The 18,248-nt window shown below is 67.3% G+C and carries 15 protein-coding genes and 1 pseudogene; 8 read left to right on the forward strand and 8 right to left on the reverse strand.

From position 1 onward, the window contains the following. The first annotated feature begins 255 nt into the window (after positions 1-255). From HDC35_RS11380 to HDC35_RS11410, 7 genes are all read left to right on the forward strand, one after another. Positions 256-1,464 carry an N-acetylmuramoyl-L-alanine amidase gene (locus HDC35_RS11380; RefSeq protein WP_260397685.1) on the forward strand — a complete coding sequence of 403 codons (1,209 nt, stop codon included), beginning with the start codon at positions 256-258 and terminating at the stop codon, positions 1,462-1,464. 440 nt (positions 1,465-1,904) lie between these two features. Next, positions 1,905-3,158, forward strand: a complete 1,254-nt coding sequence (locus tag HDC35_RS11385; RefSeq protein ID WP_184646803.1) for a D-arabinono-1,4-lactone oxidase — start codon at positions 1,905-1,907, stop codon at positions 3,156-3,158. After that, entirely contained in the window at positions 3,155-4,300 is a 1,146-nt protein-coding gene (locus HDC35_RS11390; RefSeq protein WP_184646805.1) for a DSD1 family PLP-dependent enzyme, read from the forward strand. The genes HDC35_RS11385 and HDC35_RS11390 overlap by 4 nt, the downstream gene beginning before the upstream one ends. Further along, positions 4,297-4,926 carry a TetR/AcrR family transcriptional regulator gene (locus tag HDC35_RS11395; RefSeq protein ID WP_184646807.1) on the forward strand — a complete coding sequence of 210 codons (630 nt, stop codon included), beginning with the start codon at positions 4,297-4,299 and terminating at the stop codon, positions 4,924-4,926. The genes HDC35_RS11390 and HDC35_RS11395 overlap by 4 nt, the downstream gene beginning before the upstream one ends. A 68-nt stretch (positions 4,927-4,994) precedes the next feature. Beyond that, positions 4,995-7,511 (forward strand): penicillin-binding protein 1A, encoded by a 2,517-nt coding sequence (locus HDC35_RS11400; RefSeq protein WP_184646809.1) that lies wholly within the window; start codon positions 4,995-4,997, stop codon positions 7,509-7,511. Between the two features lie 72 nt (positions 7,512-7,583). Continuing rightward, positions 7,584-8,711: a peptide chain release factor 2 gene (gene prfB / locus HDC35_RS11405; RefSeq protein WP_058804947.1), complete on the forward strand. Its 1,128-nt coding sequence runs from the start codon at positions 7,584-7,586 to the stop codon at positions 8,709-8,711. Further along, a complete protein-coding gene (locus HDC35_RS11410; protein ID WP_184646812.1) occupies positions 8,711-9,430 on the forward strand; it encodes a class I SAM-dependent methyltransferase in 720 nt (239 codons plus the stop codon). The genes prfB and HDC35_RS11410 overlap by 1 nt, the downstream gene beginning before the upstream one ends. A 21-nt stretch (positions 9,431-9,451) precedes the next feature. Here HDC35_RS11410 and HDC35_RS11415 read toward each other — a convergent pair whose 3' ends face one another. The 8 genes and pseudogenes from HDC35_RS11415 to HDC35_RS11450 all read right to left on the reverse strand — a co-directional run bounded on the left by HDC35_RS11415 (position 9,452) and on the right by HDC35_RS11450 (position 17,177). Beyond that, positions 9,452-9,817, reverse strand: a complete 366-nt coding sequence (locus tag HDC35_RS11415; protein WP_184647371.1) for a DsrE family protein — start codon at positions 9,815-9,817, stop codon at positions 9,452-9,454. Beyond that, on the reverse strand, positions 9,805-10,554 hold the full coding sequence (locus HDC35_RS11420) for a molybdopterin-synthase adenylyltransferase MoeB (protein WP_184646814.1): 750 nt from the start codon (positions 10,552-10,554) through the stop codon (positions 9,805-9,807). The genes HDC35_RS11415 and HDC35_RS11420 overlap by 13 nt, the downstream gene beginning before the upstream one ends. A 102-nt stretch (positions 10,555-10,656) precedes the next feature. Continuing rightward, positions 10,657-11,109, reverse strand: a pseudogene (dut, locus tag HDC35_RS11425) (dUTP diphosphatase); the annotation flags it as partial. Beyond that, positions 11,081-12,343, reverse strand: coding sequence for a bifunctional phosphopantothenoylcysteine decarboxylase/phosphopantothenate--cysteine ligase CoaBC (coaBC, locus tag HDC35_RS11430; RefSeq protein ID WP_184646815.1), 1,263 nt, complete (start codon positions 12,341-12,343; stop codon positions 11,081-11,083). The gene coaBC and the pseudogene dut, both read right to left, overlap by 29 nt. Positions 12,344-12,420: 77 nt before the next feature. Further along, positions 12,421-13,527, reverse strand: a complete 1,107-nt coding sequence (locus tag HDC35_RS11435) for a hypothetical protein (protein ID WP_184646817.1) — start codon at positions 13,525-13,527, stop codon at positions 12,421-12,423. After that, the gene (locus tag HDC35_RS11440) at positions 13,524-14,651 is read right to left on the reverse strand and encodes a glycosyltransferase family 2 protein (protein WP_184646819.1); all 1,128 of its coding nucleotides are present in this window, start codon (positions 14,649-14,651) and stop codon (positions 13,524-13,526) included. Before HDC35_RS11440 ends, HDC35_RS11435 begins: the two co-directional genes overlap by 4 nt. A 104-nt stretch (positions 14,652-14,755) precedes the next feature. Then, positions 14,756-16,300: a 2-polyprenylphenol 6-hydroxylase gene (ubiB, locus tag HDC35_RS11445; RefSeq protein WP_184646821.1), complete on the reverse strand. Its 1,545-nt coding sequence runs from the start codon at positions 16,298-16,300 to the stop codon at positions 14,756-14,758. 139 nt (positions 16,301-16,439) lie between these two features. Next, positions 16,440-17,177, reverse strand: a complete 738-nt coding sequence (locus HDC35_RS11450; protein WP_184646823.1) for a class I SAM-dependent methyltransferase — start codon at positions 17,175-17,177, stop codon at positions 16,440-16,442. Positions 17,178-17,269: 92 nt separating this feature from the next. Here HDC35_RS11450 and mutM point away from each other — a divergent pair, with 92 nt between their 5' ends. Then, positions 17,270-18,082, forward strand: coding sequence for a bifunctional DNA-formamidopyrimidine glycosylase/DNA-(apurinic or apyrimidinic site) lyase (mutM, locus tag HDC35_RS11455; RefSeq protein ID WP_184647375.1), 813 nt, complete (start codon positions 17,270-17,272; stop codon positions 18,080-18,082). Positions 18,083-18,248 lie beyond the last annotated feature (166 nt).

The raw sequence follows: 18,248 nt of genomic DNA on the forward strand, positions 1-18,248 counted from the left end.
CACCGTCAGTGAGGGCGTGCTAGCATCGGCATGTCCCGACGGCAACCACAACCGCCCTATAAAGATAGGATCGCCCTTCGGTGTTGCAATTATGCCGAAGGCGCCGATCGTGCTGAATCGCCGGTTAACCTTGCCAGTTGACCGGGGTTTGACACCCAATGGCTAATAACGGGTTCACGACATCCTGCCGCCGGGGGCCTCATGTTTTCGAATAAGCACTGGACCATCGCCGCGCCCTGGCGGCATAGAAGCGCCATGGGCCCGCTCTTTGTCCTGATGGCCATGATGGCAAATCCCGCGGCGGCGCTGGCGGGGCAAATCGGCGCAGTCGAAATCGGCGATTCGGATGTGACGCTGCGCTTCGACGATCTTGTCGCCGGGGCGTCTTCTTTCGTTCTGGCCGGCCCCGACCGCATCGCGCTCGACATCGCAGGCGCAAAGATCGGGACGTCGGCGGCGGGTAGCGGACTGGTCCGCACGGTGCGGCAGGGGCAGACGGCGCCCGACACGGCGCGGATCGTTTTCGACCTCGCCCGGCCGGCGGTCGTTTCAAGCGCGCGCTTCGCGGCCGACGGGCGCAGCCTGACGTTCCAGCTGCGTCCCGTGTCGGCGGGCGAATTCGAGCGCGCGGCGCGCAGCCCGCGCGCGACATTGCAGCCGCCCGCGGGCTTTCGCGCCAAGCCGCCCGAAAAGCGCTACAGCGTGACCGTGCCGATCGGCAAACCCAAGCCCGCGATCGCGCTGCCGCGCGTCGAGGGACCCGACAACAGCCGCCTGCCGCTGGTCGTCATCGACGCGGGACACGGCGGGCACGATCCGGGCGCGATCAGCCCGCACAGCGGCAAGCGCGAAAAGGACATCACGCTCGCGCTCGCCCGCGCGATCCGCGACGACCTCGTCGCCTCGGGTCGCGTCCGCGTCGCGCTGACACGCTCCGACGACCGGTTTCTGGTGCTTGAGGAACGCTACGGCATCGCGCGGCGGCTCAAGGCCGACCTGTTCATCTCGATCCACGCCGACGCGGCGGAAAACCATGCGGCGAGCGGCGCGTCGATCTATACCCTGTCCGAAGTCGCCTCCGATCGCGAAGCAGCGCGGCTCGCGGCGCGCGAGAACAAGGCGAATATCATCAATGGCGTCGACCTCGGCGCGCATAGCGGCGACGTGTCGGCGATCCTGCTCGACCTGACCCAGCGCGAGACGATGAATGTCGCCTCCGATTTCGCCCGCCTGCTCCAGCGTGAGGCGTCCGACGGGGTTAAATTCCGCACGAGTGCGCACCGCTTCGCCTCGTTCATCGTGCTCAAGGCGCCCGATACGCCATCGATCCTGTTCGAGACGGGCTTCATCTCGAACAAGGACGACGCCGAATTCCTCGCGTCCGAGGCTGGCCGTAAAAAGGTCGCGCGCGGGGTACGCGACGCGGTGCAGGTCCATTTCGCACGGCAGATCTCGGCGCGTTAATCGCCTTGGCGCGGCTGGCGTCCGGAACGCGTGACGCTGTCCAAAGGTCAGTAAAAGTCAGCCCTGTGCGCCGCCCGATTTGACGCCGCAGGGGTACGGGCGCGTCCAGCCCCGATAGCCTGCGCAAACGAGCCAGAAACCGCTTTTTATCGACCAGTTGAAAGAGCCGGTATGAAGGCTGGCATAGCCGGACAATGTAGGAAAGCCCTTTTTGCAGGCGCCGGATTTGGGGTGGGGAGCCGTCACAGTCAGCTCCGCCCTCGTCACCCCGTCGCAGCCCCTCCACCACCGCTTCGCGGCGGTCCCCCTCGCCATGGCTGCGCCACGTCGAGGACTTTATGTCCGCAACCGGTCGAAACCCGCCGCCCTTCCAATAAAGTAGTCTTGACTAACTTTTCTTTCGCGAACAGCTTTGCCGGGCTGGTTTCGGGAGAAGAGGCGTGGCGTGGAGCAACTGGTCGGGGAGCGTCACCGCTGCCGCGCAAATCGCGCGTCCGCAAAGCGAGGACGAACTCGCGATGCTCGTGCGGAGCGCCCACCGGCTTCGCGTCGCCGGCGCCGGACACAGCTTCATGCCGCTGTGCGAATCGGGCGAGCTGATCGCCAGCCTCGACGATCTGGCGGGGACGATGCGCGTCGCCGCCGACCGGCAAACGGCCCGCATCCCCGCCGGCTGGTCGATCAAGCGGCTCACCGCCGCCTTGTGGGAGGAGGGGCTGGCGCTCGCGAATCAGGGCGACGTCAACCCGCAGTCGCTTGCCGGCGCGATGGCGACGGGCACGCACGGCACCGGAGCCGAGCTGGGTTCGCTGGCGACCTTCGCGCGCGGCTTCCGGCTGGTCGGCGCCGATGGCGAGGCGCGTTGGTGCGACGCCGACACCAACGCCGACCTGTATCAGGCGCAGCGCCTGTCGCTGGGTCTGTTCGGGGTCGCGACCGAGATCGAGGTCGCGGTCGTCCCCGCCTTCCACCTTGCCGAGCGGATCGAAAAGCGCCGCTGGGCCGAGATTCGCGAAAGCTATGAGGAGCTGACGCGTGAGCATCGCCACGTCGAATTCTGGTTCTTTCCGCATAGCGACCAGGTGATCCTGAAGACGCTCGACCCCTGCGATCCCTGCGACCCGCCGCGGAAAACGACCGATATGGAAGAAGCGAGCTTTCGCCGCATCCTCGACATCGCCGCCCGCCTGCCGTTCCTTACCCCCTTCCTCCAGCGGCTGATGATGAGAAGCGGCCTTGCGAGCCGCCGCCGCGGTCCCGCGCACAGCATCTTCCCGTCCGACCGGACAATCCGCTTCGAGGAAATGGAATATGAGATGCCGCGCGCCGTAGGGATCGAGACGCTGGACGAGGTCGTCGGCTGGATCCGCAAGAAACGCCTGCCCGTCACCTTTCCCTTCGAATATCGCGTCGTCGCCGCCGACGATATCTGGATGAGCCCGATGAACGCGGGGCCCGTCGCCGCGATTTCGATGCACCAATATGCCAAAATGCCCTGGCAAAATCTGTTCGCCGAAGCCGAAACCATTTTTCGCGGCGCGGGCGGGCGGCCCCACTGGGCGAAACGCCACACGCTCGGCCGCGGCGATGTCGCGGCGCTTTATCCGATGGCGGCACGCTATGCTGCCGTGCGCCGCGCCGCCGACCCGCACGGCAAGTTCCTCAACCCGCATCTCGAAAGCCTGTTTGCATGACCAGCGACCGTGAATTGCACGAGCATCTGATCGGGCGGCAGGGCTCGCGCGCCGACCTCAATACACCGGTGCTGGTGCTCGATATCGAGGCGCTCGACCGCAATATCGCGGCGATGGCCTCGCTCGCCGCCAGCCATGGCGTCGCGCTGCGCCCGCATGCCAAGACGCACAAGAGCGTCGATATCGCGCGGCGCCAGCGCGCGGCGGGGGCGGTCGGCGTCTGCTGCGTCAAGATCGGCGAGGCCGAGGTGCTGGCCAAAGGGGGCGTGAGCGGCATCCTCATCACTTCGCCCGTCGCCGCGCCCGCGGCGATCGACCGGCTGGCGAAGCTCGCCCGAACGGCCGGCGGATTGATGGCGGTGGTCGATCACCCCGGCGTCGCCGGCCGGATCGACGCGGCGCTGTCGGCGGCAGGGGCGATGCTCGACGTGATCATCGATATCGACCCCGGAATCGCGCGCACCGGGGTCGCGTCGGCCGAGGCGGCGGTGGCGCTGGCGCGAACGATCGCCGAGGCGCCGAACCTTGCGTATCGCGGCGTGCAATTTTACTGCGGGTCGCAGCAGCATATCGAAGATTATGCCGAGCGCCGGGCAGCGATCGTCGAACGCACCGCCTATTTGCAAGATGTGATCGCGGCGCTGACGGAGGCCGGTTTCGCGCCCGCTGTCGTCACCGGATCGGGCACGGGTACGCATCGCATCGACCTCGACCTCGGGGTCTTCACCGAATTGCAGGCGGGCAGCTATGTCTTCATGGACAAGCAATATCTCGACTGCGACCTGACCGGCGACGGCGCGGCGCCGTTCGAGGTGTCGCTGGGCGTCGATGCGCGCGTGGTCAGCGCGAATCACAGCGGCCTCGTCACCATCGATGCCGGGTTCAAGTCGCTGTCGACCGACGGCGGCGTCGCGGTGGCGCGACGCGGCGCGCCCGAAACGGCCTTTTTCGCGTTCATGGGCGACGAGCATGCGGCCCTGATCGCGCCCGAGATCGGCAAGCAGCTCGAACCCGGCGACCCGGTCAGCCTGATCGTGCCGCACTGCGACCCGACGGTGAATCTGTATGACAGTTACCATGTCGTCGCGGGCGACACGCTCGTCGATATCTGGCCGGTCGGCGCGCGCGGCAGCGCCCGGTGAGTGTCGCGGTCCGCCGCCCGCCGCAGCAGGATCGCGCGCGGCAGACACGCGAGAGGCTGCTCGACGTTGCAGGCGAATTGCTCGCCGAGGTGGGGGTCGATCGCATCTCGACCAATAGAATCGCCGCGCGCGCGGGGCTGACCCCGCCCGCGCTCTATCGCTATTTTGCCGATAAATATGCGGTGCTGGAGGCGCTGGGACGGCGGCTGATGGACCGCCAGAACGCGGTGCTCGAAGCATGGTTGGCGCGCCATGCGCCGGGCGGGCTCGCCGGCATGGCCGATCATATCGGCGACCTGCTCGCCGAAAATGCGGCGGTTACGGCGGCCGAACCCGGCGCGATATGGATCCTGCGCGCGCTGCACGCCTCGCCGCAACTGGTCCATGTCCGGCTCGAATCGCATCGCCATGTGACCGACCGGCTGACCGATGCCTGTCTGCCCGATATCGCGGGGATCGACCGCGACAGGCTGTGGTCGCGGCTCCGCCTCGCGGTCGAACTCGGCTTCGCTGCCGACGCGATGCTGTACGAAGAGGATCGCGTTTCGGCGGGTGAGGTTCGCGAACAAGCGGCGGCGATGCTGCGGTCGACATGGCAAGAGCTGGTGGAAAATTCAGGGGCCTGACCCTCGCCGCCCGCCTTGCCGCAAGCATGCTTCCCTTTCGGCGACCGAGGCTTTAGAGGCGGGATCCTATGGTCGCCGACAGTCCGCCCGATTTCCGCCTGCGCCTGCGCCGCGACAGCAACGCCGTCCTCGCATGGCTGAGCGATATGTGGACCCGGCGCTGGTTCCGCTGGCTCGGCTATCTCGCGCTCGCCGGCCTTGCCGGGCTCGCGCTGATCTGGGCGGTTTTCGCGCGCGACCTGCCGTCGGTCGACCAGTTGCGCAATTATGAACCGCCGCTTCCGACGATGGTCCGCGATGGCGAAGGCAAGCCCGTCCATGCCTATGCCCGCGAACGCCGCGTCCAGCTGGAATATAGCGAATATCCCCAGCTGCTCGTGCGCGCCTTCCTCGCGGCCGAAGACAAGACCTTTTTCAGCCACGGCGGTATCGACTATCCGGGGATCGCGACCGCGATCCTCACCAATCTGACGAACAGCGGCCGCCCCGTCGGCGCATCGACGATCACCCAGCAGGTCGCGAAAAACCTGCTGCTGACCAACGAGCTCAGCTATCGCCGCAAGGTGCGCGAGGCAATCCTGGCGATGCGGATCGAGGATGCGCTGACCAAGGAGCAGATTCTCGAGCTGTATCTCAACGAAATCCCGCTTGGCCGCCGCAGTTTCGGGGTGCAGGCGGCAAGCCGCGCCTATTTCGACAAGGATGTCGATCAGCTCCAGCTGCACGAAATGGCGTTCCTTGCCATCCTGCCCAAGGCGCCTGAGAAATATGGGCGCGCGCGCAACGAGGCCGAAGCGCTCGCCCGGCGCAATTTCGTCCTCGGTTCGATGGAGAGCAACGGCTGGATCACTGCGGCGCAGCGCGACGCGGCGCGCGCGATGCCGCTCGGCCTCACCGACAGCGGTAACCGGGCGATCGCGCAGGTGGGCGGCTATTATATGGAAGAGGTGCGGCGCCAGCTGATCGCCCAGTTCGGCGAAACCGCCGAGGACGGCCCGCTCAGCGTCTATGCCGGCGGCCTCTGGGTGCGCACCCCTTATGACGGCAAGATGCAGGACGCCGCGACGATGGCGCTGCGCAAGGGGCTCCAGCGCTATGATGCGGGCAAGGGCTGGTCGGGGCCGATCGCGACGATCGAGGCCGACGACCAGTGGCAGAGCCGCCTTGCCTCGAGCTTCATCGGCATCGATTACGACAATTGGCGCGTCGCCGCGGTGCTGTCGAAATCGGCGGGTGCTGCGCGCATCGGCTTTGCCAATGGCGACACCGGCACGCTGTCCGCCAGCGCCGCGACCCTGGGTTATCGCAAGACCGGCGGCAACGCCTTTTCGGCGCTGCGCCCGGGCGACCTGATCGCCGTCAAGGCGACCGGCGGCGACCGCTATGCCTTGCGCAACATCCCCGAAGTGTCGGGCGGCATGGTCGTTGAAAGCCCGCATTCGGGCCGCATCTATGCGATGCAGGGCGGTTTCGACGTCCGCCTGTCGCCCTTCAACCGTGCGACGCAGGCCGAACGCCAGCCGGGATCGACGATCAAGCCGTTCGTTTATGCCGCCGCGCTCGACAACGGCATGACCCCGGCGACGATGATCGTCGATGGGCCTTTCTGCGTCTATCAGGGCGCGCGTCTCGGCAACAAATGCTTCCGCAACTTCGGCGGCGCGGGCGGGTCGGGCGAACATACGATGCGCTGGGGCCTCGAACAGTCGCGCAACCTGATGACGGTGCGCGCCGCGAGCCAGGTCGGCATGGAGCCGGTCGTCGAGATGATCGGCACGATGGGCATCGGCAAGCACGAACCCTATCTGTCGACCGCGCTCGGCGCCGGATCGACGACGGTCGAAAAGATGACCAACGCCTTTGCCATGCTCGCCAACCACGGCCGCGAACTCAAGCCGCGCGTGATCGATTATGCGCAGGACCGCCGCGGCAAGGTGATCTTTCCCAAGAACTGGAAACCGTGCGAAGGCTGCAACATGAAGGACTGGGACGGCCGGCCTATGCCGCGCTTCGCCAAGTCGGGCAAGCAGCTGATGGACCCGATCACCGCTTATCAGGTCGTCCATATGCTCGAAGGCGTCGTCCAGCGCGGCACTGCGGTGCGGCTGCGCGACCTGGGCGTGCCGCTGTTCGGCAAGACCGGGACGACCACGGGCCCGAACGATGTCTGGTTCGTCGGCGGCACGCCCGACGTCGTCGCGGGCATGTATATCGGCTTCGACCAGCCGCGCAGCATGGGCGGCTATGCGCAGGGCGGCAGCTATGCGGCGCCGATCTTCAAGGATTTCGCGCTCGCCGCGCTGGCCGATCGCCAGCCGATTCCCTTTGCCGCGCCCAAGGGCGTGCGGATGGTTCGTATCGACCGCCAGTCGGGGCGCCGCGTCTATGGCAGCTGGCCGGGCACCGATCCGAAAGCGTCGATCATCTGGGAGGCGTTCAAGCCCGAAAGCGAACCGCGCCGGACGATCCGCGAAGAGGAAATCAAGCCGGTAAAACCCCCGCGGCGTCAGGACGCGCCGGTGCAGCAGGGCAACGGCCGCCGCAGCGACAGCGATTTTCTGGAGGATCGCGGCGGCATCATCTGACGCTGCGCCCCTCCTTCCCCTTCGGCCTTTGAGGCCGTAAGGGCGGGACCGACATATTTCAGGAGCAAGGACATGCGCGCCGAAGCGCAGGATCATATCGACAAGATTGGCGCCGCCTTGGCGCTGCTGCGCCGCTTTCTCGACTGGGACCGCGCGGTGCGCCGCCTCGACGAACTCAACGCGAAGGTCGAGGACCCGACGCTGTGGAACGACGCCAAGGCGGCGCAGGAGGTCATGCGCGAACGTCGCCGGCTCGACGAGGCGATCACCGCGACGCGCGCGATCGAAACCGAATGCGCCGATACCGCCGAACTCATCGAGCTTGCCGAGATGGAAGGCGACGAGGCGATGGTCGACGAGGCGGTGGCATCGCTGGCGGCGCTCGCCGCGCGCGCCGAGGAGGACAAGATCAAGGCACTGCTCGCGGGCGAAGCCGACGGCAATGACTGCTATATCGAAGTCCATGCCGGCGCCGGCGGCACCGAAAGCCAGGACTGGGCCGAAATGCTTCAGCGCATGTATATGCGCTGGGCCGAAAAGCGCGGCATGAAGGTCGAACTCGTCGAATATCAGGCGGGCGAACAGGCGGGCATCAAATCGGCAACGATGCTGGTGAAGGGCGAGAATGCCTATGGCTATGCCAAGACCGAAAGCGGCGTTCACCGCCTCGTCCGCATCTCGCCCTACGACAGTTCGGCGCGGCGCCACACCAGCTTCTCGAGCGTCTGGGTCTATCCGGTGATCGATGACAATATCGAAATCGAGATCAACGAGGGCGACCTCAAGATCGATACCTACCGCGCGAGCGGAGCGGGCGGCCAGCACGTCAACACGACCGATTCGGCGGTGCGCATCACGCACATCCCGACCGGGATCGTCGTCGCGAGCCAGAACGACCGGTCGCAGCACAAGAACCGCGCGACCGCGATGGGGATGCTGAAGGCGCGGATGTACGAGGCCGAGCTGCAGAAGCGCGAGGCCGCGGCGTCGGGCGAATATCAGGCGAAGACCGAAATCGGCTGGGGCCACCAGATCCGCTCCTATGTCCTCCAGCCCTATCAGCTGGTGAAGGACTTGCGCACCGGCGTCACCTCGACCGCGCCCGGCGACGTGCTCGACGGCGCGCTCGATCCGTTCATGGCGGCGGCGCTGTCGCAAAAGGTGACCGGCGAAAAGGTCGAGGTGGAGGACATCGATTGATGAAGCGCGCCGTCTTCGTCCTGCTGGCGCTGCTACCGTTATTGAACGGTTGCGACGCGCCCTGGGACGATGACGGCAACCGCGTCGAAACGGCGCGCAAATTCCCTCCAGCCGATCGCCCGGTGGCGCCGATCACCTCGACCAAATGGTCGACCGAGGAAGCGCGCGACCGGGTAAACGAGGCCGAGGACGTTATGGATTCGGCCGATGTCCGCCCGGGCATGACCGTCGCCGACATCGGTGCCGGCGACGGCTATTATACCGTCCGCCTCGCGCAGCGCGTCGGCGCCAGCGGGCGCGTGCTGGCGCAGGACATCATGCCCGAAGTGATCGAACGCCTCGCCGACCGGGTCGCACGCGAACGGCTCGACAATGTCTCGCTCAAACTCGGCGCGGTGGACGATCCGCGCCTGCCTGTGGCCAGTTTCGACCGCGTCTTCATGGTCCACATGTATCACGAGATCGGCGAGCCCTACGCCTTCCTGTGGCGGCTGCGTCCGGCACTTCGCAAGGGCGGGCAGGTACTCGTCGTCGACGGCGATCGGCCGATCGCGCAGCATGGCACACCGTTCCGCCTGCTCGTCTGCGAATTTCAGGCGGTGGGTTACAAGCTCGTGTCCTACGACGACAAACAGCATGCCGGCGGCTATCTCGCGCGCTTCGCACCCGAAGGCAAACGCCCGGCGCCGGACGCGATCAAGGTCTGCGAAAATCCTTAACGACGGGGCGACGGCAGCCGCTCAATAAACGATCAGCCGGTCCTCCGGGGCGATCGCCGCGAGGAAGCTGACGACCCCGCCCGCCTTGACGCCGCCGACGATCCGGTCCGCAGTCAGGTCGCTGAGCGCCAACCCGGATTGGCACACGATTATCTCGACCTCGCTCGCCAATGCCTCGTCGATCAATTCGCCAAGGCCGGGCAACCCCGCCGCGCGCCGCGCGCCGTCGCCGGCCAAGCCCGCGGGCGCGCGCAGCATCGCCGCCGCATCGCCCTGCAGGAACAAGCGCGCGCGCTGTCCCAGCGCCGCGGCCGCGATCGCGGTTTCGAGCGCGGCGCAAAAGCGCGCGCCCTCGGTCCCCGCGACGATGATGTTCAGCCCCGGCATATCGGGCACTCGGGGTCCTTGGCGACCGCAACCTCGCGCCAGCGCCGGTCGAGCATATCGACGATCGCGAGCCTGCCGCTCAGTGTCTGGCCCCAACCACTGAGCGCGCGCACTGCCTCGAGCGCCGCCATCGTCCCCACCATGCCCGCGAGCGCGCCCATCACGCCCGCCTCAGCGCAATTGATGCCCGGGCGGTCGGGATCGTCGCCGACCAGGCAGGCATAGCAGGGGGCGCCGGCGCGCCAGCCTTCGTAGAGTGCGACCTGTCCCTCGAACGCGCCGATCGCGGCCGAGAGCAGCGGAATTTCGAGCGCGACCGCCGCCCGGTTGACCGCGAGCCGCGTCGCGAAATTGTCGCAGCCGTCGAGGATCAGGCCCGCACCCGCGAGCAGCGAGGCGGCGTTGGCATCGTTCAGTCGCTCGGTGACCATAGCCATCTCGACATGCGGGTTGATCCGCCGCGCCGCTTCGGCCGCGACCTCGGCTTTGAGCGCGCCGAGATCGGCGTCGGTGAACAGTGGTTGGCGGTGCAGGTTCGATAGCTCGACAACGTCATCGTCGATGATCGTCAGCTTGCCGACGCCGGCCGCCGCGAGATAGGTGATCGCCGGACAGCCGATCCCGCCCGCGCCGATCACCGCGACATGGGCGGCCTTCAGCTTCGCCTGCCCCGCGCCGCCGAATGCGGGCAGGATGATCTGGCGGGCGTAGCGGTCCAGTTCGGCGTCGCTGAGCAACGCCTATTCGCCCGGCTGCCGTATCTTCACCCTGAACAGCGACCCGACATTGGCGGGGACGACATCGTCGTCGGACGCGTCTTCGCCGCTGGCGGCCGCGACGCCGGTCGATCCGAAACCGCCCGCACCGCGCACGGTCTCGTCGAGCGCCGCGACCTCGGTAAAGGCCGCGCGCTGGACCGGCGCGGGAACGAGCTGGGCGATGCGGTCGCCGCGCTTCACCTCGAAATTTTCGTCGCCGAGGTTGGCGAGGATCACTTTCACCTCGCCGCGATAATCGCTGTCGATCGTCCCCGGCGTGTTGAGGCAGGTGATGCCATGTTTCAAGGCGAGCCCCGAGCGCGGGCGAACCTGCACCTCATAGCCGGCCGGGATCGCCATCGCGAAGCCGGTGGCGACCGCGTGGCGCGTGCCGGGCCGGATCGTCAGCGTCTCGGCGGCGACGACGTCCATCCCCGCCGCGCCGTCCGACGCATAGGCGGGCAGGGGCAGGCCGCCGCCATTGGGCAGGCGCTGGATCGCGATGTCAATCGGATCGAGAGGGGATAAGCGCATCGAGTTCATCGGCGATCTTTTCCATCAATTTGCGGGCGACGGCGTGTTTGGGCAGGCGGTCCCAGCTGTCGACCCCGTCTTTGCTAACGATATGCACCCGGTTCGTTTCGCCGCCCATCGGGTCGGCGGCGACGTCGTTGGCGACGATCCAGTCGCATCCCTTGCGTGCCAGCTTCGCTTCGGCATGCGCGATGATGTCATTGGTCTCGGCGGCGAAGCCGACCAGCAGCGGCGGGCGCTGCGCGCTCTTCGCGAGGCTGGCGAGGATGTCGGGATTTTCGGCGAGCGCGAGCGGCGGGACCTGTCCGCTGCCGTCCTTCTTGATCTTTTGCGGCGCCGTATCGGCGGCGCGCCAGTCGGCGACGGCGGCGACCATGATCGCCGCATCGACGGGCAGGCCGGCTTCGACCTCGGCCGCCATCTCGCGCGCGGTTTCGACATCGACGCGGATCACGCCCGGCGGGGTCGGCAGCGGGACGGGGCCGGCGACCAGCAGGACTTCGGCCCCGGCCTCGGCGGCGGCGGCGGCGATGGCAAAGCCCTGCTTCCCGCTCGACCGGTTGGCGATATAGCGCACCGGGTCGATCGGCTCGTGCGTCGGCCCCGCGGTGATCAGGATGCGGCGGCCGAACAGCGGGCGATGGTTCGCGGGCGCGAAATCGGGCTGGCCGGTCAGCGGCACCACGGCGGGAGCGCCGGCCAGCGCCGAATCGATCGCATCCTTGATCGCCTGTGGTTCGGGCAAACGTCCGGGGCCAAATTCGCCGCACGCCATCTCGCCCTCGTCGGGCTCCATCACCGTCACCCCGTCGCCGCGCAGCGTCGCAACGTTGCGGCGCGTCGCGGCATGCAGCCACATGCGCACATTCATCGCGGGCGCCGCAAGCACGGGCTTGTCGGTCGCGAGCAGCAGCGTCGTCGCGAGGTCGTCGGCTTGTCCCCCCGCCATCTTCGCGAGCAAATCGGCGGTCGCGGGAGCGACGACGACCAGATCGGCCTCGCGGCTCAATTGGATATGCCCCATCTCGACCTCGTCCTTCAGGTCGAAGAGGCTGGTATAGACCTTGTTCTCGCTGAGCGCGGCGAGCGTCAGCGGGGTTACGAACTGTTCGCCCGCGCGCGTGATCACGCAGCGCACGACATAGCCCGCCTTGCGGAGCAGGCGGACAAGCTCGATCGATTTATAGGCTGCGATGCCGCCGCCGATGATGAGCAGGATGCGCGGCGCGGCCATCAGCGGCGATGGGCCCGCACGGGGCGAGCGGCGACCGACAGTTGGTAATACATCGCCGTCTCCTTCACGCTTCCCAGTTATGCGCTTCGGCGTGCGAGTTCAAGGCGCGGCGGGTGCAGCAGCGAGCGGACGAGGCCGGCCAGCGCCGCGGGGGCAAAGACCAACCCGACGAACAAGGTTGGCACGACGAGCATCGCCCAATAGAAATTGGATGGGCGCGCAAACAGCATGAATAATGCGGCATAGAAGAGCTGTATCGACAGCATCGCCATCCCGAGCCGCGAGCGCCATGCCGCCCAGCCGAGGAGCGCGACCGGGACGAGCAGCGCGGCCCAGCCCGGGACGAAGCGCAGCGCCGATGTGGCCTGCACGAAGGACAGATAGGCGGCCCAGCCGCCTTGCCCGTTCCATCCCTGGCTGGCGGCGTCGGCGGGCGAGGTGACGGCGGCGAGCGCGGCGATGTGCGCCGCCAGGCCGCCCGCGAAAGCGAGGCCGACCGCCACCCATCCCGCCGCCGCGCGCCAGTCGCGGTCGATCAGTGCGAATAATCCGAAGAGCATCGCGGCGGGCAGCAGCGTTTCGCGGATCGCGAGCGCGGCCGCCACGATCGCCATCGTCGCCCATGGTCGCTCGGGACGATAGAGCGCGAGTGCGAGCGCAAGCAGCGCGCCCGCGCCCGTTTCGTGGATATAGAGCCAGTCGCGCGCCGCGAGCTGGCTGAGGTTCGCCGCGACGAACAGCGCCCCGACGGCGGCGGCCGCGAGCGGCAGGCCGGGCTCGATCCGCAGCCGACGGTACCAGGCGAAAATGGCCGCCCCGCCGACCAGCAGGAAGAGCGCCATCGATATGCGTTCGCCGAGTGCGGCGACGATATAGGCCAGCGTCGGCAGGCGAACGGTCACGAACGGGCGCAGCGGGTAATTGCCGCGCCGGTGCTCGTCGGCCGCCGCCGCATAATAGGGTTCACCCGCCGCGACGCGCTCGGCGATGCGCGCGTAGAGCGCGTGATCGTCGACGGCTTCGTCGAGCCGCGCCGATACAGGACCGGCGACCGCGATATGGTCGCGCCCGACGCCGCCCGCGACGCCCCAGACCATCATCAGCGCGAGCAGCGCCAGCACCGCGGCGGCGGCGGGGCGCGGCACGCCGGCAAAGCGGTTCCAGCCGGATGCGGCGCCGGTCATTTGCGCCAGGTCAGCGCCGAGGACATGGCGAAGTTCCAGATCGCGCCGACGACGACACCGGCGACGCCTGCGACCCACCAGCGCTCGTCCTGCCCCGCCATCCACGTCCCGATGCCGATATTGGCGACCGCGCCGAGCGCCGAGATCGCGTAGAAGCTCGCGAGGCCGCTGGCGAGGCGCCAGCCCTTCAGCTTGCGGTCGGCATAGGTGAAGCTGTTGTTCAGGAAAAAATTGAAGGCGATCGCGGTCATCACCGCCGCGGTCTGCGCGGTGACGAACGCGCTGCCCGTGCCGAGCACCGCGCGCAGCACGGCGAGGTGGACGAACACGCCGAGCCCGCCGACCATCAGGAATTTGAGCAGGCGCACAGGAACGAAGCGGCCGATCGTCTTGTCGGCGATCAATTCGGCATATTCGGCGATCACGCGCGCGCCGATCTTGCTCTCGCCCGCTTCGCGCGTGCGGAAGATATAGGGGACTTCGGCGACCTTGAGCGGGGTCGGGCTCGACGCGAGAATGTCGAGCAATATCTTGAAGCCGATTGCCGAAAGTCGCGGCAGCGCGCGTTCGAAGGCGTCGCGGCGAACCGCGAAGAACCCGCTCATCGGATCGCTGACGTCGGTGCCGAGCGCGATCTGCCCGGCGCGCGTCGCGAGCCGGCTCATGCGCGCGCGGCCCTTGTCCCAGTCGCCGATCCCGCCGCCCGCGCCATAGCGCGTGCCGACGGCGATATCCGCTCCGCCGTCCGCTATCGCGTCGATCAGCCGCGGCAGCGCATCCTCGCTGTGCTGAAGATCGCCGTCCATCACTGCGACAATCGGCGCGGCGGTCGCCAATATGCCTTCGACCACCGCCGACGACAGGCCGCGGCGGCCGACCCGCTGGACGATGCGGACATGCCGCGCGCTCCGGCCGATACGGCGCACCAGCTCGCTCGTGCCGTCGGGCGAATTATCGTCGACGAACACGACTTCCCAGCCGCGACCGGCGAGGACGAGCGACAGCTTCGCGATCAGCTTTTCGACATTGGCGGCTTCGTTGAGCGTCGGCACGACGACCGCAATCTCGAGCGGCAGCGTTTCGGCGGACAGGGGCCTGTCGGCAAGCAATAGGTCGTGACGCATGAAACCTCGGTTCTGTCCGGATTCCAGGTCCGGGGCTGGTCGAGGCCAAGCCTTAGCGATTCAGGGTAAATGTCCGGTAACCAAGGTAGCCGGCGCCGCCGGGCTCAGCCGAGCCACGCCAGGATGCCGGCCCCCGCCGCCGCGCCCGCGACCGCGGTCAGCGCGTAGCGCCACCAGATGCGCTTTTCACCCTTGTCCCACATCAGCGGGATGTCGGGCAGCGGCGGTGCAGGCGGCGCCGCGCCTTTCCTCGGCAGTTGGGCGTCGAGCCGGCGGATGATGTCGGGGATTAGTGCGAGCGTCTTGCCCTGTTCGCGGATGCCGTCGGCGAGCGCGGCCTCGGGGCCGAGCTCGTCGCGGATCCATTCGCTAACGAAGGGACCCGATACGTCCCACATGTTGATCTTGGGATTGAGCATCGTCGCGACGCCCTCGACCATCACCATCGTCTTTTGCAGCAGCAGCAGGTGCGGCTGCGTCTGCATGTCGAAATCGCGCGTGATCGCGAACAGCCCGTCGAGCATCTGCCCGACGCTGAGTTCGCTCACCGGCTTGCCGCGCATCGGCTCGCCCACCGCGCGCAGCGCCGTCGCAAATTCCTCGACGCTGTGATAATCGGGCACATATTGCGCCTCGAAATGGATTTCGGCGACGCGGCGGTAATTGCCCGTGGTCAGGCCATAGAGGATCTCGGCGAGCCAATAACGCGCCTGGCGGTTGATCCGCCCCATGATGCCGAAATCGACCGCGGCGATCGTCCCGTCGGCCTTCACGAACAAATTGCCCTGGTGCATGTCGGCGTGGAAAAATCCCTCGGCGATCGCCTGCCGCAGGAAGGCGTTGACGAGGTTCGCCGACAATTTTTCCATGTCGTGCCCCGCGGCGATCAGCGCGTCGCGCCGCGAAATCTTGATCCCGTCGATCCAGTCGAGCGTCATCACCCGGCTGGCGGTGCGGTCCCAGTCGATCGCCGGCACTTCATATTCGGGCACTGCCGCCATTGCGTCGGCGAGTTCGGATGCCGAGGCCGCCTCGCGGCGCAGGTCGAGCTCGCGCAGCGTCCAGCGGCGGAAATTGGCGATCACCTGCCGCGGGCGGAGGCGCGACGCTTCGCCGCCGAACGCTTCGAGATGCGCCGCCGCCCATTCATAGGTTTCGATATCGCGCGCGAATTGCTTGTCGATGCCGGGGCGCCGCACCTTGACCGCGACCTTGCGCCCGTCGGTCGTCACCGCGCGGTGGACCTGCGCGATCGACGCCGATCCGACGGGTTCGGGGTCGAATTCGCTATACAGGCTTTCGAGCGGCACTTCGAAGGTCGTCTCGATTTCCTGGCGGATGCGGTCGAAGGCGACGGGTGCGAGCGCGTCCTGCAACGTCAGCAGATTATGCGCCGCTTCCTCGCCGACCAGGTCGGGGCGCGTCGCGAGCGTCTGCCCCAGCTTCACCGCGGCGGGACCGATCGCCTGGAAGGCGGCGGCATAGTCCGGGATTTTCGGCTGGATCGTGCCGAGCCGCGCAACGCGGCAGAGCCGCTTGACCCCCGGCGGAGTCTGCGGCGCCGTCTCGATCCCGCGCAGCGCCCCGTGGCGCGCAAGGATGCGGCCCCACTTCAGCAGGCGGACAATATGGGTGATCGGTCGGGTCAACGGGCTTCCCTCCCGCTTGCGGGAGGGGTTGGGGGTGGGCCGGCCACGGTGCAAAAGCCCACCCCGCTGCGACGAGCGAACAAGTTCGCAAGTCTCGCTGCCCCTCCCGCAAGCGGGAGGGGATGGAAATGCCGTCCGCTCACGCTTTCCACCCGCTGTGGATCGCGACCAGCCCGCCGAGAATCGGCTCGACCTTTACCGCGGCAAAGCCCGCCTCGCGGATCATTTGCGCAAAAGCGGGCATTGGCGGAAAGCGGCGGATCGATTCGATCAGGTAGCGATAGCTGTCCTCGTCGTCGGCGATCAGCTTGCCGAGCTTGGGGACGAGATGGTGCGAATAGGCGTCATAGACCTGCGCGAAACCCGGCCATTCGTTGGTCGAAAACTCGAGGCAGAAAAACCGTCCGCCATAGCGCAACACACGGTGCGCTTCCTTCAGCGCCGCCGGAATGTCGGTGACGTTGCGGATGCCGAAGGCGATCGTATAGGCGTCGAAAAACTGGTCGGGAAAGCTCAGCTTCTCGGCATTTTGTTCGGACCAGACGAGGCTGTCGATACCGCGTTCGGCCGCGCGCTCCATCCCGACACCCAGCATGTCGGGGTTGATGTCGGCGACGGTGATGCTCGCGCCCGAAGGCTCCATGCGAAAGGCGACGTCGCCGGTGCCGCCCGCCATGTCGAGGATCGCCTCGCCTTCGCGCGGCTTCACGCGGCGCACGAAGCGGTCCTTCCACAGCCGGTGCATCCCGCCCGACATCGCATCGTTCATGATGTCGTACTTGCGCGCGACGCGGCTGAACACCTCGCCGACCATCGCGGTTTTCGCGCCCGCGGGCACCTGGTCGTAACCAAAGCTGACGGTATCGGGAGTGGCCATGGATTGCGCGCCTTTGCGGGGGAGAGATAAAGTCGAACGGCCTTTAGCGGGGCCTTGTCGCGCGCGCAAATGGCGCGTAGCCGATGCGCGATATGCCCGAGCTACCCGAAGTCGAAACCACCGTGCGCGGCCTTGCTCCCTTCCTCGAAGGCCAGAGGCTGACCAGCGTCATCACCTTCCGCCCCAACCTGCGTCGGCCCTTTCCCGCCGACCTTGCGCAGCGGCTGACCGGGGCGATGGTCACCAGCCTGTCGCGCCGCGCCAAATATGGCGTGATCTCGACCGACCGCGACGACCATATGATCTTCCACCTCGGCATGTCGGGGCGCTGGCGGACCGAGGGCGGCGAGGCGGGCAAGCACGACCATCTGCTGCTGGAAACGGGGGCGGGGCACCGGCTTTTCCTCCACGACCCCCGGCGATTCGGCTCGGTCGATCTGGTCGGGGGCGATCCGCTGACGATCTTCCCTGCCTTCGTGACGCTCGGGCCCGAACCCTTGTCCGACGCGTTCGATGCCGCTTATCTGGCGCGGGCGCTCGCCGGGCGACGCGCGCCGATCAAGGCGATGCTGCTCGACCAGACCATCGTCGCGGGGCTCGGCAATATCTATGGCTGCGAGGCGCTCAACATGGCGCATATTTCGCCGACGAAGCCCGCTGCCGACGTGTCGAAGGCGAAGCTCATCGCGCTGGTCCCCGCGATCAAGGCGGTGCTGACTGCGGCGATCGCGGCGGGCGGCTCGACCCTGCGCGATTTCCTCAGCCCCGAAGGCGACCTCGGCTATTTCGCGAAGGACTGGCGCGTCTATGGGCGTGAAGGCCAGGCATGCGAATGCGGAGGAACGATCGCACGGATCGTGCAATCGGGCCGCTCGACCTTTTGTTGCCCGAAATGCCAGCGCTAATGCGGGTAATTGCCCGCAAAGCCATTGACCAAAGCGTCTGTCACCGCTATGCGCGCACCCTTCGAGCAGGGTCCGGTCGTCCGGAACCGGCCGCATCCGGACATTGATTCGCCGCAAACGCGCGATTCGGCTGCTCCGTTGAGGCTGTGCTCCGACCATGTAGACC

Origin of the sequence: Sphingopyxis sp. JAI128 (genome assembly GCF_014207235.1) — a bacterium.
Classification (GTDB): Bacteria; Pseudomonadota; Alphaproteobacteria; order Sphingomonadales; family Sphingomonadaceae; genus Sphingopyxis.